This window comes from Syntrophales bacterium (assembly GCA_030018935.1).
Classification (GTDB): domain Bacteria; phylum Desulfobacterota; class Syntrophia; order Syntrophales; family CG2-30-49-12; genus CG2-30-49-12.
Window position 1 is genome coordinate 1 of record JASEGZ010000049.1, and the last position, 16,318, is coordinate 16,318.

The following is a 16,318-nucleotide window of genomic DNA, read 5'->3' on the forward strand; positions in this document are numbered from 1 at the left end:
AAAGAACATAAATGATTACAACATTAAATATTTATATATTACGTTGTAGGGTTAAATGGAAGGAAATACTCGAAAGAATTGAGGAGGCCATGGATATCTGCGAGGATGTCTCCAATATTGTAGAAGGTATCGTCCTGAAAAATGCTTGAGTCCTTCTATGATAGGCTCCTATAGTACAAACTGGACATGAGTATATGAGTATATCTTTAGGCCTCGTACTACTATTGATTTTAGCCGCTGAATTTGTCAATGGGTGGACAGATGCCCCTAATGCTATTGCCACAGTAGTCTCTACCCGTGTCCTTTCCCCCTACCGGGCGGTGGTCATGGCGGCGGTGTTGAACATCTTAGGAGCGTTGGCTACGGGTACTTTGGTAGCGGTCACTATTGGCAAGGGTATTGTTAGGCCGGAGGTCATAGGTCTGCATACAGTAGCCTCGGCCATGTTGGCCATAATTATCTGGGGTACCGCAGCCTGGCGGTGGGGTCTGCCTACGAGTGAAACCCACGCATTGGTTGCTGGGCTTGCCGGGGCTGGATTAGCTGCTGCCGGACCATCAGTGTTACTGTGGGAGGGATGGCGGAAAGTCCTGATGGGTTTAGGATTGGCTACCGTCTTTGGTTTTCTCTTCGGATTGATAATAATGACCGTCATTTACCGTTTATTCTTCCGCACTACCCCATCCTCTGTCAGGGCAGTCTTTGGCCGACTTCAGATTTTTTCGGCAGCTTTTATGGCTTTTAGTCACGGGAGCAACGATGGACAGAAATTTATGGGGGTTTTCGCCTTAGCTTTGTTTCTGGGAGGGGTACTACCCGAGTTCCGGATACCAGTATGGGTCATTCTCATCTGCGGCATAGTCATGGGGTTGGGTACCAGTTTCGGTGGATGGCGCATTATCAAAACCATGGGTTTTCAGCTTACCAAGCTTGAACCGGTAAACGGCTTCGCCGCAGAAAGCTCCGCCAGTCTTACCATTCTTTTAGCTTCCGGGCTGGGTATACCTCTGAGCACAACCCACACTATCAACACCGCTATCATGGGAGTTGGGGCCATCCGTCGGTTTTCCGCAGTAAGATGGGGCATCACTATACAGCTCGTCCTCACCTGGATTTTCACTTTCCCTGTCTGCGCCGCTCTCGGCTTCCTCTTTGCCCTGTTACTCCAACCGCTATTTTAGGACCTTATGAGTTAAATTATTGCCAAAATGGAAAAAATTTTAAGTTCAAAGTTCAAAATCCAAATGCCAAATGAAGCCCAAAGCTCAAATGACAAAGGGGATGAATTTTTTGATATTGAGTCATTTGACATTCATTTGAACTTTGAGCTTTGACATTTGAACTTTTTCTGACCTTTTTGGTTCCGGCTATGCCGGGTTAGGAAGTTTATGTGTGGGAAAACTTCTTCCTAAAAGAGACACTCCAGTAATTCTCTGAGCGTGCCGATCCTAAGAAGTTTTATTTTTGTAGACGGCACGATATCACCGGAGAGGGTTTTGGGAAGGATGCAGCGTTTGAACCCCATCCGGGCTGCCTCCTTAATCCTGGTCTCCATCTGAGAGATCCCTCTTACCTCGCCGGTGAGACCAACCTCGCCAAAAACAACGGTCCCTGAATCAATCGGCCGGTCAAGAAAACTGGAGACCAGGGAAGATACGATTCCCAGGTCCACTGCCGGCTCATCTACCCTTATACCGCCGGCCACATTAAGAAAGATGTCGTGATTGCCGAGGCGAAGGCCGCAGATTCTATCTATTACGGCAACTAACAGAGACACCCGGCTGTGGTCAACACCGATGGCAGTCCGTCTCGGCATTCCCAGATTAGTGGGGCTGACTAAAGACTGTATCTCTATGAGAATCGGTCTTGTTCCTTCCATACTTGGCACGACTACAGAGCCGGCGGCCCCTTCCGGTCTTTCCGCCAGGAAAAACCCGGAGGGATTAGCTACTTGCTGTAAACCGTTATCCCTCATCTCGAAGACTCCGATTTCGTTGGTTGGTCCGTATCGGTTCTTCATGGTTCTGATGATCCGGTAGGCATGTCCCCCATTCCCTTCGAAATAGAGGACTGTATCCACCATATGTTCCAGTACCTTCGGGCCGGCAATAGAACCGTCTTTGGTTACATGGCCCACGAGAAAAACGGGAATTCCCGTCTTTTTTGAGAAAAGAATGAGTCTCCCCGACGTCTCCCTCACCTGACCCACACTGCCCGGGGCAGAAGAGAGGGCGGATGAATAGACCGTCTGGATGGAGTCAATTACCACGACCTCTGGCGATAATTCTTTGATTTGCTGGATGATGTTTTCCAGGGCGATCTCGATGAGGACGAGAAGATTCTTCGATGAGGCCCCGACTCGGCTTCCCCGGAGCTTGATCTGTTTTGCCGATTCCTCTCCGGAGATGTAGAGAACTTTCATGTCCTTCTCCGCCAGATGCTGGAGTACCTGTAAGAGGAGGGTTGATTTACCGATCCCCGGGTCACCGCCGACCAGAATAGCTGAACCGACCACGATCCCCCCACCGAGGACCCTGTCCATTTCAGTAATCCCTGTTACGATTCTCTCCTTTTCATCCGCCGTGATGGCGTCGATTGGCAGGGGGGTCCCATCAAACTGAAACTCAGAAGAAATAGCAGGGGCGATTGTCCTTATTTCCTCTTCCACAAACTGGTTCCACTCACCGCAGGAGGGACATCTCCCCAGCCACTTTGGCGATTGGTGACCGCAGTTCTGGCAGAAAAATTGGGTTTTAATTTTTTTCAAAAAAACTCACTCAATAGATAAATTTAAGCGGGAGAGATTTATACCCAGCATACTACAATGCTTTTTTGTGGTTAAATATTGACATTAATATTCCACTTTTTGATCAATACTATAGATATTAAAGCGTGTCAATCTATATAAGGAAATTCTCTCTTCAGGCCAATACTGACCTAAAATATCTTGAACAATCATGGCAATACTGATATAAGTTTTGTAAGCGTTCAGCTATCAGCCGTCAGCTTTCAGTAAAAAAAGGGATTAGACAAGACACCCTCTCATTGTTAAAGCGATGTTTTATGGGTAATTCGTTACTTTTCTTTATCTTGATAGTATAGGAATTTCTATTCTAAATAACTTTAGGCACTTTAAACTTTAGCTCACTTTAGGCACTCAACTTGATGGCTGACTGCTGAACGCTTACTGATTTTTTAAAAAGTGAGGGGAAAGGAGTTATGCATAATCCAAATTTCGGTTCAGGTCCCTGCAGCAAGAGACCGGGATGGAGCCTTGAGGCTTTAAGAGATGCCCCGGTCGGTCGTTCCCATCGTTCCGCTCTCGGTAAGGAAAAGCTAACAGAGGCGATCTCGGAAACTAAAAGAATCCTGGAAATCCCGGAGGACTATCTGGTCGGGATATTACCCGGCTCGGACACAGGGGCGTTTGAGGCCGCCATGTGGACCCTTCTCGGCCCGAAGCCGGTGACGGTGCTGGTATGGGAGAGCTTCTCTGAAGGCTGGGCAGCAGACATTGCCAAACAGTTGAAACTCAATCCCACAATCAGGAGGGCTGATTATGGCAAGATTCCCGATCTGAAAGAGGTGGACTGGTCGCATGATTGCGTCTTTGTTGCCAACGGTACCACGAGCGGAGTTAGGATCCCTGACTGGGACTGGATTTCGTCGGACAGGGAGGGGCTTACCCTCTGCGATGCTACCAGCGCGGCATTTGCCATGATGATTGACTGGTCAAAGGTTGACGCCCTGACCTTCTCCTGGCAGAAATGCCTCGGTGGTGAGGCCGGCCATGGCATGCTCGTCTTGAGCCCCAGGGTCGTTGCCCGGATTGAGTCGTATGACCCCCCCTGGCCCCTGCCCAAGATCTTCCGCTTGAAAAAGGACGGAAAGGTCAACCGGGCTATCTTTGCCGGGGATACCATCAACACCCCTTCCATGCTCTGTGTGGAAGATTATCTCGATGCACTGAAATGGGCCGGGGAAATTGGACTGGGCGGTCTCATCAAGAGAAGTCGAGAAAATCTTAAGGTCATAGAGGAATGGGTCGAAAAGACAGACTGGATAGATTTCCTGGCCGCCTCTCCCGATATCCGATCCACTACCTCGGTCTGTCTTGCCGTTGCCAGTGAAAAGTTTAAGGCCATGCCACCGGAGGAGCAGGCTAAATTTCTCAAAGATATTGCCGGTGAATTAAGCAGGAATAATGTGGCGCATGACGTGAATTCTTATAGGGATGCCCCCCCGGGGGTTCGTTTCTGGTGCGGCCCCACGATTGAGGCGGCAGATATAAAATACGCTATTGGCGAACTGGAAAGGTTGTATAACCAAAAGATTGCCGGGCGCTGATCAGAGGGGTTTATGTTTCCGGCCCCTGACTGCAAGGAGGAAAAGCTTAATGAAAAGAGTTCTTGTAACCGATAACATAGCTGCCGAGGGTGTAGAGATATTCAAAAAAACGCCGGGGATTGAGGTTGACGTGATGCTGAACCTTACCCCCGATAAACTCAGAGAAGTTATTAAGGATTACGATGGCCTGGCCATCCGGAGTGCCACAAAGGTTACCAGAAAGATCATTGATAAGGCAGAAAAACTCAGCGTGATCGGTCGGGCCGGGACCGGACTTGATAATGTGGATGTCGCCGCTGCCACGAAGAGAGGTGTCGTCGTCATGAATACCCCCGGTGGTAACACCGTTACTGCAGGGGAGCACGCCATTGCCATGATGCTCTCTCTTGCCCGAAATATCCCTCAGGCCATGGCGTCCATGAAAGCGGGAAGGTGGGAGAAAAGTAAATTTATCGGCACTGAATTCTATAATAAGACTCTGGGAATTATCGGCATAGGAAGGGTGGGCAGCATCGTCGCCGACCGGGCACAGGGTCTAAAGATAAATGTCATCGCCTACGATCCCTTCATATCACCGGAAACGGCAGAAAAAACAGGAGCCACCCTTGTTACCCTGGACGAGCTCTTAAGAAATTCTGATTTTATCTCGGTACATACTCCTCTAACGAAGGAAACGAGAGGATTTATCAATGCCGACACTTTTGCCAGAATGAAGAAGGGGGTTTTTATTATTAATTGTGCCCGTGGGGGAATTATCAATGAAAAAGACCTCTATGATGCCCTCACATCCGGGAAGGTTGCCGGCGCCGCCCTCGACGTTTTTGAAGAGGAGCCTACCAGGAATATGGAGCTTCTCGCCCTCGACAATGTAATCTGTACGCCCCATCTCGGCGCCTCGACCGATGAGGCCCAGACCAATGTGGCTGTTGCCATTGCCGAACAGATTGCGGCTTATCTTACAAAAGGGGAAATCAAAAATGCCGTCAATTTCCCCTCTGTCAGCGCCGAGTTACTGAACGTGATTCAACCCTATCTAATCCTGGCAGAAAAGTTGGGGAAATTCGAATCTCAACTGGTCTCGGGCGGCATCAGAGAGGTCATTGTAGAATACAGCGGGGAAATCCTGGACTATAACACAGCCCCCATTACCATTTCTCTGCTAAAGGGACTGTTGACCCCCATACTCAACGAAACCATCAATTACATCAATGCGCCCGTGGTAGCAAAGGAAAGGGGTATCAAGGTTGTGGAAACAAAGAGCAGTGAGGTTAAAGACTATACGAGCATGATAACTCTTACCATTGAGACCTCTCAGGAAGCGAGCTGCGCGGCAGGTACCATCTTTGGACGTCAGGATCCGAGGATCGTGAGGATCAATAAATTCACCCTGGAGGTTGTTCCGGAAGGTCATATGCTGGTCCTGTGTACCTATGACAGGCCTGGCGTCATCGGTAACATCGGCGCCACCCTCGGAGATAACTTTGTCAATATTGCGAGACTCCACTTCAGCCGCGAACAGGTTGATAAACAGGCCCTGGTTGTGTTAAGTACCGACAGTATGGTAAGCGATGACGTGCTTAGTAAACTCCGGGGGATGCCCCATGTCATTTCCGTGATCCCTCTTGAGATGTAGCTTAGGAGGAAGTTCCTTATGGCGAGTATTGTGGTTGTCGGCACCCAGTGGGGTGATGAAGGCAAGGGGAAGGTCGTTGACCTGTACGCAGAAGAGGCCGATGTTATTGCGAGATTTCAGGGGGGCAACAATGCAGGTCATACCATCGTTGCAAAAGGTGAAAAAACCATCCTGCACCTGATTCCCTCCGGTATTTTGCACGAGCATAAGATCTGCATCATCGGAAATGGAGTTGTCGTTGATCCCCTGGTTTTGGTTGAGGAGATTGATGCACTCAAAAACCGGGGGATCTTTCCCCGGCATACAAAACTTTTTGTGAGTGAAAATGCCCATGTGATCATGCCCTATCACCGGAGGCTGGATGTGGCCCGCGAGTCTCACGGGGCTGGCAAAAAGATCGGGACAACGGGAAGGGGCATCGGACCTGCCTATGAAGATAAGGTAGCGCGGGTGGGTATCAGGGTCTGCGATCTCCTCGACGAAGAGGTATTTCAGGAGAAATTAAAGAGAAACGTGGAAGAAAAAAACTTTTACCTCACCAGATTCTTTCAGGAAGATCCGGTAGATAGCGAGGCGATTTATAATGAATATCGGGCATATGCCGACCGCCTCAGAGAATATGTAGCAGATACGTCCCTCATTATCAATCAGGAGATCAAAAAAGGGAAAAAGGTTCTCTTCGAGGGCGCCCAGGGGGCTCATCTCGATATTGACCATGGTACGTTTCCTTTTGTTACCTCTTCCAATACCGTGGCTGGTAGTGCCTGCTGCGGCACCGGTGTCGGGCCAACAGCCATTAATGCCGTTATAGGAGTCTGCAAGGCTTACACTACAAGGGTGGGGGGAGGCCCCTTCCCGACCGAGTTGACCTGCGAAGTTTGCGACCGGCTCCAGGAGGTGGGACAGGAATTTGGCGCCACGACGGGCAGAAAGCGTCGGTGTGCCTGGCTGGACACAGTCCTCGTCAGACAGGCTATACGGGTCTCTGGTATAACGGGACTTGCGCTGACCAAACTCGATGTTCTGACCGGTATCGAGAAATTGAGGATCTGTGTCGGTTACAAAACACCATGGGGGGAGGAATTCACCGAATCCGTTCCTACAAACCACCGGGTACTCGGACAATGCCAACCGATTTATGAAGAGATGGACGGCTGGACGGAAGATATCAGTAAGGTCAGGCACATGGAAGAGCTACCTAAAAACACGAGACGATATATAGAAAGACTGGAGGCGCTCACCGGTTGCGGAATGATTCTCGTCTCTGTGGGAGCGTGCAGAGAGGAAACAATCATCCTGAAAAATCCATTTGATCAGGCAAAACTCAATGTAGAACCTGTCCCTTGAGGGGAAGGATAGACTTTCTACAAAAGTTTTTCTTGACAACTCAAGAGCTTATTGTTAGGAGGGCAACCCCTAAAATCGCGTCATTTTGATGGGCCGGGGCCGTTAGCTCAGATGGTAGAGCAGCGGACTTTTAATCCGTTGGTCGTGGGTTCGATTCCCATACGGCCCACCAAATGTTTCTTACCTTCCCTTGAAGACCGCTTTCCTCTTTTCCAACCATGCGGTAACGGCTTCTTCATGGTCTTCGGTATGACTTAATTGATACTGCAATCTCGATATATAATCCAGAGACGAGGAAAGGGTCATCTTGAGTGATTCGTTGATTGCCTTCTTAATGGTCCCCGTGGCCACCGGACCGTGGGCAAGCCTCTTTGCCAGTTCCTCAGCGTAAGGGATTAATTGTTCCACGGGCACCACTTTTTCAACAAGGCCAATCTTTTCTGCCTGGGCCGCATCAATGATATCCCCTGTGAGACAGATCAGTTTTGCCCATCCTAACCCGACCAGCCTGGGCAAAATGTAGATCCCCAGTTCCGGAGTTAGCCCCATTCTGACGAAGAATTCTCCCATTTTTGCATCCTCTGCGGCAATCCTTATATCCGCCGCCAGGGCCAGATCGAGGCCAGCTCCCACCGCAAATCCGTTTATGGCAGCTATCACGGGCTTTTCCAAATCTATTATTCCCTTGTACATTACCTCTGCCTGGCTGAAGTACCTATGAAACTCAGAGGCCCCCATCTTTCTCAGCGGGTTTATGTCTTTCACCACATCTCCGCCAGCACTGAAGGACGGACCTTTCCCGGTAATAACCACTACTCTAACATCGTCGTCATCCGTAATATCATTCCAGGCGCTAAGAAAGTCTTTTATCAGTTCGGGACTTAGTGCGTTTAACTTCTCCGGCCGATTCAATGTTACTACGGCAAATCCTTCCTTCTTACTGACCACCACTGCCCCGAAATCTTTCTCCTCTGTTTTCATGTCCTATCTCCTCCCTGATTTTTCTTGATACTTGCATGAAAGAATATCTGATACCATAATTCCCTCACCTCGACGAGGATAATTCTGTGGTAGTAAGATTCTCTATCACCATGCCTCTCCAACATCAAGAAGTTTTCAATCTTTATTTGCACAATATGACTTATATGTGATAAATTTAAAAGTGAGAATCTATAGTCTGGAGTTAAGTAAAGGTTCTCCTCTCGACTTATGACTTACGACTTATGACTTACGACTCTTAACTTAAGGAGCCTCCATGTTTGTTCTGGAAAATTTTATCGTCGCGCTGGCAAAGATCCTTGATATAGGACTCACCATTTATATGTGGATCATCATCTTCCGGGCGGTCATCTCCTGGGTGAACCCTGATCCATATAACCCGATCGTAATGTTTCTCTACCGGATAACGGAACCAGTTATGGCTCCTGTCCGGAGATGGCTCCCCCTGAGGAACATCGGGATTGATCTCTCACCTGTGATCGTCATTTTAGCGATTGTATTTTTACAGAATTTTCTCATCAGGAGCCTGCTGCAACTTGGCCCTTACTTCAAATAGTGTAACTATTCAGGTAGGCTTGAGAGTGGCAAAGGCTTGAGAGGCACAGTGCTTAGCAGTTTAATCCGGAAGTTGAGCAGCAAATAGGCAAGGCAACTTTGTGTCTTTGTGCCTATTAACCTGAGTAGTTACCAGATAGTAAAAGAATATGCCTGGTTTTTAAGCAACCGTGATCCCCCATTATCCCCCTACCTGATACTTGGGTTAAAAATCGCGTCATCTCATTAAAATGGAAAAGGAGAGAAATAGCGAAAATTCGAGGATCGCCAGGGCAGCCGGGGTGGTGGGCTCAGCTACCATGGCAAGCAGGGTATTTGGCTTCCTCAGGGACATGGTGGTAGCCGGATTCTTCGGTGCCGGTCGGGCAACAGACGCCTTTTTTGTCGCCTTCCGCATACCAAATCTTTTAAGGCGTCTCCTTGCCGAAGGTTCTCTGACAGTATCCTTTGTACCCGTGTTTACGGAATACCTGAAAAAAAAGTCGCAAGAAGAGGCTTTCGAACTGGCCAATATCGCCTTTACCGCCCTCTCTATTATTCTGGTAGTTGTCTCCCTGCTTGGTGTCCTCCTCTCTCCGCTGATCGTTACCATCATGGCCCCAGGTTTTACAAAGGTTTCGGCCCAGTATGACCTCGCTGTACTTCTCACCCGTTTTATGTTTCCCTATATCTTTTTCATTTCTCTTGTAGCTTTGTGTATGGGCATTCTGAATTCCCTCCGGCATTTTGCCGCCCCCGCCCTGTCCCCCGTCGTTCTTAATATTTCCATGATTCTGGCCGCTCTCACACTGCGGGGATTATTCAGGGAACCGATCTTTGCCCTTGCCATCGGGGTCATGATCGGGGGTATTCTTCAACTTGCCATGCAATGGCCCTTCCTGGTCAAGATGGGCCTCAGGATAAGACTCAACTTTAAGTTCAGACATCCGGGGATCAGGCAGATAGGACTCCTCCTGATTCCAACATTCATAGGGTCAGCGGTTTATCAAATCAATGTCTTCATCGGGACGATACTGGCATCCCTCCTTCCCAAGGGCAGTGTATCCTACCTCTATTATGCGGACAGAATTGTTGAACTCCCCCTGGGAGTCTTTGCTATTGCCGTTGGTACAGCGGTACTGCCCAGCTTTTCAGAGCAGGTCTCCACGGAAGATTTTGAAAACCTGAAAAAGACCATCTCCTTTTCTCTGAGACTGATCTTTTTTATCTCTATACCGGCGGCGACTGCCTTGCTTGCCCTTGATGTACCCATTATTTCTGTTCTTTTTCAGAGGGGGGCATTTGATGCCCAATCGTCTGTGCTTACCGCCCAGGCCCTCTTCTACTATGCCCTCGGTCTCTGGGCTTTTTCCGTCATCCGGGTGATTGATGCGGTCTTTTTCTCCATTCAGGACAGAAAATCTCCCTTAAAGGCCGCCTTTGTGGCCCTTTTTGTGAACGTTATCTTTAGTATTATTCTGGCGTTTCCTTTAAATTTAAAGCACGGCGGCCTGGCCTTAGCCACATCAATCGCCTCTGCCATCAATGTTGCCATGTTGACGGTGATCTTGAGAAGGAAGATTGGGACGTTTTTAGACCGGGAATTCTATCGTTCCCTCTTCAAGGTCTCTCTGTCGTCCCTTGCGATGTGGGTAGCGATAATGCTGGTTAACTACATTTTCCCCTGGAAGATCGAGGGACCATTTAGTGAAAGGCTTCTGCATCTCATAACATGCATTGCCGTGGGAATGGCCACATTTTCCATCTCCTCCTTTATGATTAAAAGCCCGGAGATGAACATGATCGGCGATGTGGTGAAGAGAAAAATGGGATTAAGATATTGACTTCAAAGGGTCAAAGTGGTAGGGAAAACTCTCTATCTATGACGTCCCCAAATTTCGCAAACATGCTCGGTTAACTTTGGGCTCTACGCCCCAAGGTACCCGTCCCAAAAGAATGGTCAAATCATGCTGGATATAAAATATCTGAGACAGAATGCAGATTTTGTTCGCAAGAAAATGAGGCAGCGGGGTCAGGATATTGACCTGGAGAGATTCCTCAGCCTGGATGCGGAAAGAAGAGATATCATCCAGGAGGTAGAGACCCTGCGAATGGAGAGAAATGCTGTTTCAAAGGAGATTGGCGAAAAAAAGAAACATCAGGAGGATGCCTCTGCGCTGGTCGCCAGGATGGGAGAGGTTTCCGCCCGGATCAGGGAACTTGATGGGTCCCTGAAAAAGATCGAGGATGATCTTCACGATATCCTCATGATTATTCCCAACATCCCTCACGAGTCGGTTGTCTACGGGACAAGCCCTGAGGACAATCCTGTAGTAAGGATATGGGGGGAAAAACCACGGTTCGATTTTCCGCCAAAGCCCCACTGGGAAATCGGTGAAAACCTGAACATCCTGGACTTTATCAGGGGCGCGAAGATCGCAGGGGCACGATTTACCCTTTATCGAGGGATGGGAGCTTTGCTGGAGCGGGCCCTTATTAACTTTATGCTCGACCTTCACACTTCCGAACATCGTTATACCGAGGTTCTGACACCCTTTATGGTAAACAGGGAAAGCATGACAGGAACAGGACAGCTCCCCAAGTTTGCCGATGACCTGTTCAAGATAGAAAAGACCGATTATTATCTCATCCCCACGGCTGAGGCGTCTGTTACCAATATCCATCGGGAGGAGATCCTGGATGAAAAAATTCTTCCCCTCTACTATGTGGCCCATTCACCATGCTTCCGCGCAGAGGCAGGTTCCTACGGGAAGGACACGAGGGGGTTGATCAGACAGCACCAGTTCAACAAGGTCGAACTGGTTAAGTTTACGGCGCCGGAAAGATCTTATGATGAACTGGAAAAATTGACGGCCAATGCCGAGGAAGTTTTGCAAAGGTTGAAGATCCACTACCGGACGGTGAGCCTCTGTACGGCAGATATCGGATTCTCTTCCGCTAAAACCTATGATGTGGAGGTGTGGCTGCCCGGTCAAGGCACCTACAGAGAGATATCGTCATGCAGTAATTTTGAGGATTTTCAGGCCCGGAGGGCCTCCATTCGCCTTCGGCGCACTGAAGGCGGCAGAGTGGAATTTGTCCATACCTTAAACGGTTCCGGACTGGCAGTAGGTAGAACCGTGGTGGCTATCCTCGAAAACTATCAGCAGGCCAACGGAAGTGTGGCTATCCCGGAGGTCTTAAGACCGTACATGAAAGTTGACAGGATTGTACCGGAAAGATAAAATAAGTAAAAGGCAATGGGCAAGAGGTTATAGCCTATTGCCCATTGCCTGAAGTTAAGTGGGAGGGATGGCCGAGTGGTCTATGGCGGCGGTCTTGAAAACCGTTGACCGAAAGGTTCGCGGGTTCGAATCCTGCTCCCTCCGCCAGGAATACTAACCGTAGAGTTCTACTTCCACATCATAGCGGAGAGATGGCTGAGTGGCTGAAAGCGGTCGCCTGCTAAGCGATTGTACGCCTCAAAAGGTGTACCGGGGGTTCGAATCCCCCTCTCTCCGTCAATTGAATTTCTAGCCAGTCGGTCGGGATGCCAAGCCAAAATTCCTTGGGCTTCGCCCTTTTCAATCCGATCAAGCATTTCGCCGAACACAGTTCGGCCAGGTTCTTTGGCAGTTTTTGCCTCGCAAAGCGAGGCGACGATTTCAAGTTTTTCTTTGACGGCAAATTCTTTTAGCTCAGCAAGCTGAGCTTCAATACTTAAAACCTGTCTTTCTTCACTGTCCGTTGATTTTCGAGTGTAAATAAAATATTTCATAAATTCTCCTTAAAAATTAAAAATGAAAATTCAGGAAGCCCGCTTTTGGCCACTCCTGCAGCAGCAGGGCAAAGATAAAAAATTCCAATTTAAAGGGAAAATCGGCTGGCGAATTCTCGCCAATTCCCCCCGAACCCCCCTTCCGCCCGCCAGCGGAAGCGACCCTTTCGGATTGAAAAACTGCCAAAGAGCCTGAAAAAATATCGGCTCGAACTTCATTTTGGTACAAAAGCGGGCTTCCCGAATTTTTAAATTTGATAATTTGCTTGATTTCATTATATTTGTTGGTATAATAATGATAGAATTATATTTCAACAAAATAATGCTATCAAATTATGGAAAAAAGTCAAGAAAATAAGTTAGGCAAAAAGATTAAAAGTTTAAGGATAAAACTTCAGCTTTCGCAAGACGATTTCGCAAGGAAAGCCGATGTTCCGTATACGACTTTAACAAAAATCGAAACAGGAGTGATAAGAAAGCCTTCGGTGTTCGTAATGGCTAAAATAGCTAAGGCGTTAAATATAAGTTTAGATGATTTAATCAAATAGAAATTACTATGGCGCAAGATATTAAAATATTTGAAAAAATAAAAATTGGTCACTCCGATTTTATGCCTTTATGTTTACGCAACTATAGGTTGTTGGCACAAAAGTTGCTCTCTCTCTCTCTCTCTCTCTCTCTCTCTCTCTCTCTCTCTCTCTCTCTCTCTCTTCTTAGAAGAATTTCTGCAAGGGACCCCTGTCTCTTCTGCAGATCAATTATTAATCGAAAACCCAAAGGCCGGTTATATGCACCCTTTGGGTTTTTTGTTTTCAGATTCTGGTGAAAGGAAGGGGGTGATGGCAATATTCGGTGTTGGTGATTGCCCCGGTCGAAGCGATCCCTGAGCGGCAATTATGGAAAGCTCTGTGGGGCAACGATAATGTTTCTTAATATTTCTCAGTCAAGAAAGGAGGAAATTATACCATGGGGGATCAGAAAAGAGCAGCTACCCAACCCGACGGCCGCCTGGATCCATCAGTTTTCCTGGGGGTACTGGTGGCGTACAAAAACGGTGACTTTTCGGTTAGTCTGCCAAGTGACTGGACTGGCATAAACGGGAAGATAGCCGACACATTCAACGAGATCGTGATGAAAAATAAAAGAATGTCGGATGAAATTAGAAAGGTTGCTGTAGCGGTGGGTAAGGAAGGGAGACTCGATGAGCGTGTCACAATAGGGGATGTTGTCGGATCATGGGGCATCATGGTTGATTCGGTTAATACCTTGATCGGTGACATGGCCCGTCCAGTCTCGGAGATGGGGCGTATTATCGGGGCAGTCTCCAAGGGGGATCTCTCTCAGACAATCGAGATGGAGGTGGACGGAAGACCTCTTCAAGGTGCGTTCCTGAAATCGGCCAAGACTGTTAATTCAATGGTTGAGCAGCTCGGTTCCTTTGCTTCGGAGGTTACCCGTGTGGCAAAAGAGGTAGGCACTGACGGCAAACTTGGCGGCCAGGCAGAGGTCAAGGGTGTTGGCGGCACATGGAAAGACCTTACGGACAGTGTCAACGGCATGGCTGCAAATCTCACCAGTCAGGTTCGTAACATTGCAGAGGTTACCACAGCGGTTGCAAACGGTGACCTTGCGAAGAAGATAACGGTAGATGCACTGGGAGAAATACTTGAGCTCAAGGATACCATCAACACGATGGTGGATCAGCTCAATGCCTTTGCCTCGGAGGTTACCCGTGTAGCCCGTGAGGTAGGCACTGAAGGCAAACTTGGCGGCCAGGCAGAGGTCAAGGGTGTTGGCGGCACATGGAAAGACCTTACGGACAGTGTCAACGGCATGGCTGCAAATCTCACCAGTCAGGTTCGTAACATTGCGGAGGTTACCACAGCGGTTGCAAACGGTGACCTTTCCAGGAAAGTCACAGTTGATGTTAAAGGCGAGATATTTGAGCTCAAGGATACCATCAACACGATGGTGGATCAGCTCAATGCCTTTGCCTCGGAGGTTACCCGTGTAGCCCGTGAGGTAGGCACTGAAGGCAAACTTGGCGGCCAGGCAGAGGTCAAGGGTGTTGGCGGCACATGGAAGGGCCTTACGGACAGTGTCAACGGCATGGCTGCAAATCTCACCAGTCAGGTGCGTAACATTGCGGAGGTTACCATCGCGGTTGCAAACGGTGACCTTGCGAAGAAGATAACGGTAGATGCACTGGGAGAAATACTTGAGCTCAAGGATACCATCAACACGATGGTGGATCAGCTCAATGCCTTTGCCTCGGAGGTTACCCGTGTAGCCCGTGAGGTAGGCACTGAAGGCAAACTTGGCGGCCAGGCAGAGGTCAAGGGTGTTGGCGGCACATGGAAGGGCCTTACGGACAATGTAAATATCATGGCCGCCAATCTTACCGATCAAGTGAGGAACATCGCTAAAATCGTTACCGCTGTGGCCAATGGTGATCTCAAACGGAAACTCGTACTTGAGGCAAAGGGTGAGATCGCAGCCCTGGCCGAAACTATAAACAGCATGATAGATACCTTAGCGACATTCGCCGATCAGGTCACAAGCGTGGCAAGAGAGGTCGGTGTGGAAGGAAAACTCGGTGGCCAGGCAAAGGTGCCAGGAGCAGCGGGCACATGGAAGGCCCTCACCGATAATGTTAATCAACTGGCGGCAAACCTCACCACTCAGGTGCGGGCGATCGCGGAAGTCGCCACCGCGGTTACAAAGGGTGACCTTACCCGCTCCGTTGAGGTTGAGGCAATGGGTGAAGTCGAAGAATTGAAGAACAACATCAACCAGATGATAACAAATCTGAGCGAGACGACACAGCGTAATGCAGAGCAAGACTGGCTTAAAACCAATCTTGCCCGCTTCACCCGTATGCTGCAGGGACAGAGAGATATCCTTACCGTTTCCCAAATGGTTCTCTCAGAGTTGGCGCCGCTCGTTAATGCACAGCATAGTGTATTTTACACTATGGAAACACCCGAAGCCGGCACCCCTGTCTTGAAATTGATGTCCGGTTATGCCTACAAGGAGCGTAAGAATATAAGCAGCCAGTTCAGGATCAGCGAAGGGTTGGTCGGGCAGTGCGCCTTTGAAAAGCAGCGGATAATGCTCACCAATGTGCCGAGTGACTACATCCAGATCACCTCAGGTCTCGGAGAAGCAACGCCGCTTAATATCTTTGTCATGCCTATACTCTTTGAGGGTGGGGTCAAGGCGGTGGTTGAACTCGCCTCATTTGAGCGGTTCAGCCTCACCCATCAGACCTTCCTCGATCAATTGGCAGAAAGTATAGGGATTGTATTGAACACCATCGAGGCAAACATGCGCACCGAGGAACTACTCAAGCAGTCACAGTCCCTTACCGAGGAACTCCAGAGTCAGCAGGAAGAACTCCAGCAGACCAATGAGGAGCTGGAGGAAAAGGCAAGATTGCTTGTAGAGCAGAAGGCTGAGGTGGAGGCTAAGAACAGTGAAGTAGAACTGGCGAAGAAATCGGTTGAGGAAAAAGCGGACCAGCTTGCCCTGACTTCAAAGTACAAATCAGAGTTTCTCTCCAACATGTCCCATGAGCTCCGGACTCCGCTTAACAGCCTCCTGATCCTTGCCCAGCAGCTCGCAGGTAAACCACATACCGGCTAAAGCCGGTAGCTTTGACGTCGGCTGGAAGCCGACTA

Annotated in this window: 13 protein-coding genes and 3 tRNA genes; 13 read left to right on the top strand and 3 right to left on the bottom strand. The window is 48.9% G+C overall.

Annotated elements, in window-relative coordinates:
- Nucleotides 1-11: 11 nt before the first annotated feature.
- Both QMD03_08585 and QMD03_08590 read left to right on the top strand, forming a co-directional pair.
- Nucleotides 12-149 carry a hypothetical protein gene (locus QMD03_08585; protein ID MDI6777273.1) on the top strand — a complete coding sequence of 46 codons (138 nt, stop codon included), beginning with the start codon at nt 12-14 and terminating at the stop codon, nt 147-149.
- A 45-nt stretch (nt 150-194) separates the two neighbouring features.
- Nucleotides 195-1,181, top strand: coding sequence for an inorganic phosphate transporter (locus QMD03_08590; protein ID MDI6777274.1), 987 nt, complete (start codon nt 195-197; stop codon nt 1,179-1,181).
- A gap of 227 nt (nt 1,182-1,408) precedes the next feature.
- Here QMD03_08590 and radA read toward each other — a convergent pair whose 3' ends face one another.
- A complete protein-coding gene (gene radA, locus QMD03_08595) occupies nt 1,409-2,767 on the bottom strand; it encodes a DNA repair protein RadA (protein MDI6777275.1) in 1,359 nt (452 codons plus the stop codon).
- A gap of 452 nt (nt 2,768-3,219) precedes the next feature.
- On the opposite strand from radA, the gene QMD03_08600 reads away from it, so the two are divergent.
- The 4 genes from QMD03_08600 to QMD03_08615 all read left to right on the top strand — a co-directional run bounded on the left by QMD03_08600 (nt 3,220) and on the right by QMD03_08615 (nt 7,499).
- The gene (locus tag QMD03_08600) at nt 3,220-4,347 is read left to right on the top strand and encodes a phosphoserine transaminase (GenBank protein ID MDI6777276.1); all 1,128 of its coding nucleotides are present in this window, start codon (nt 3,220-3,222) and stop codon (nt 4,345-4,347) included.
- 49 nt (nt 4,348-4,396) lie between these two features.
- The gene (gene serA / locus QMD03_08605; protein ID MDI6777277.1) at nt 4,397-5,980 is read left to right on the top strand and encodes a phosphoglycerate dehydrogenase; all 1,584 of its coding nucleotides are present in this window, start codon (nt 4,397-4,399) and stop codon (nt 5,978-5,980) included.
- An 18-nt stretch (nt 5,981-5,998) separates the two neighbouring features.
- The gene (locus tag QMD03_08610) at nt 5,999-7,327 is read left to right on the top strand and encodes an adenylosuccinate synthase (protein MDI6777278.1); all 1,329 of its coding nucleotides are present in this window, start codon (nt 5,999-6,001) and stop codon (nt 7,325-7,327) included.
- 96 nt (nt 7,328-7,423) lie between these two features.
- A tRNA-Lys gene (locus QMD03_08615) sits at nt 7,424-7,499 on the top strand.
- A gap of 8 nt (nt 7,500-7,507) precedes the next feature.
- Here the strand turns inward: QMD03_08615 and QMD03_08620 are convergent.
- Nucleotides 7,508-8,308 carry an enoyl-CoA hydratase/isomerase family protein gene (locus tag QMD03_08620; protein MDI6777279.1) on the bottom strand — a complete coding sequence of 267 codons (801 nt, stop codon included), beginning with the start codon at nt 8,306-8,308 and terminating at the stop codon, nt 7,508-7,510.
- 274 nt (nt 8,309-8,582) lie between these two features.
- Between QMD03_08620 and QMD03_08625 the strand changes: the two genes are divergently transcribed.
- From QMD03_08625 to QMD03_08645, 5 genes are all read left to right on the top strand, one after another.
- Nucleotides 8,583-8,882, top strand: coding sequence for a YggT family protein (locus QMD03_08625; protein ID MDI6777280.1), 300 nt, complete (start codon nt 8,583-8,585; stop codon nt 8,880-8,882).
- A gap of 229 nt (nt 8,883-9,111) precedes the next feature.
- Nucleotides 9,112-10,704, top strand: a complete 1,593-nt coding sequence (gene murJ / locus QMD03_08630; protein MDI6777281.1) for a murein biosynthesis integral membrane protein MurJ — start codon at nt 9,112-9,114, stop codon at nt 10,702-10,704.
- A gap of 123 nt (nt 10,705-10,827) precedes the next feature.
- Complete coding sequence (gene serS / locus QMD03_08635; protein MDI6777282.1) at nt 10,828-12,105, top strand: serine--tRNA ligase; 1,278 nt, start codon at nt 10,828-10,830, stop codon at nt 12,103-12,105.
- A gap of 61 nt (nt 12,106-12,166) precedes the next feature.
- Nucleotides 12,167-12,252, top strand: a tRNA-Ser gene (locus tag QMD03_08640).
- A gap of 38 nt (nt 12,253-12,290) precedes the next feature.
- A tRNA-Ser gene (locus QMD03_08645) sits at nt 12,291-12,381 on the top strand.
- A 273-nt stretch (nt 12,382-12,654) separates the two neighbouring features.
- On the opposite strand, the gene QMD03_08650 is transcribed toward QMD03_08645, so the two are convergent.
- Nucleotides 12,655-12,867, bottom strand: coding sequence for a hypothetical protein (locus QMD03_08650; protein MDI6777283.1), 213 nt, complete (start codon nt 12,865-12,867; stop codon nt 12,655-12,657).
- A gap of 106 nt (nt 12,868-12,973) precedes the next feature.
- On the opposite strand from QMD03_08650, the gene QMD03_08655 reads away from it, so the two are divergent.
- On the top strand, nt 12,974-13,186 hold the full coding sequence (locus QMD03_08655; GenBank protein MDI6777284.1) for a helix-turn-helix transcriptional regulator: 213 nt from the start codon (nt 12,974-12,976) through the stop codon (nt 13,184-13,186).
- A 418-nt stretch (nt 13,187-13,604) separates the two neighbouring features.
- Complete coding sequence (locus QMD03_08660) at nt 13,605-16,283, top strand: HAMP domain-containing protein (GenBank protein MDI6777285.1); 2,679 nt, start codon at nt 13,605-13,607, stop codon at nt 16,281-16,283.
- Nucleotides 16,284-16,318: the final 35 nt, after the last annotated feature.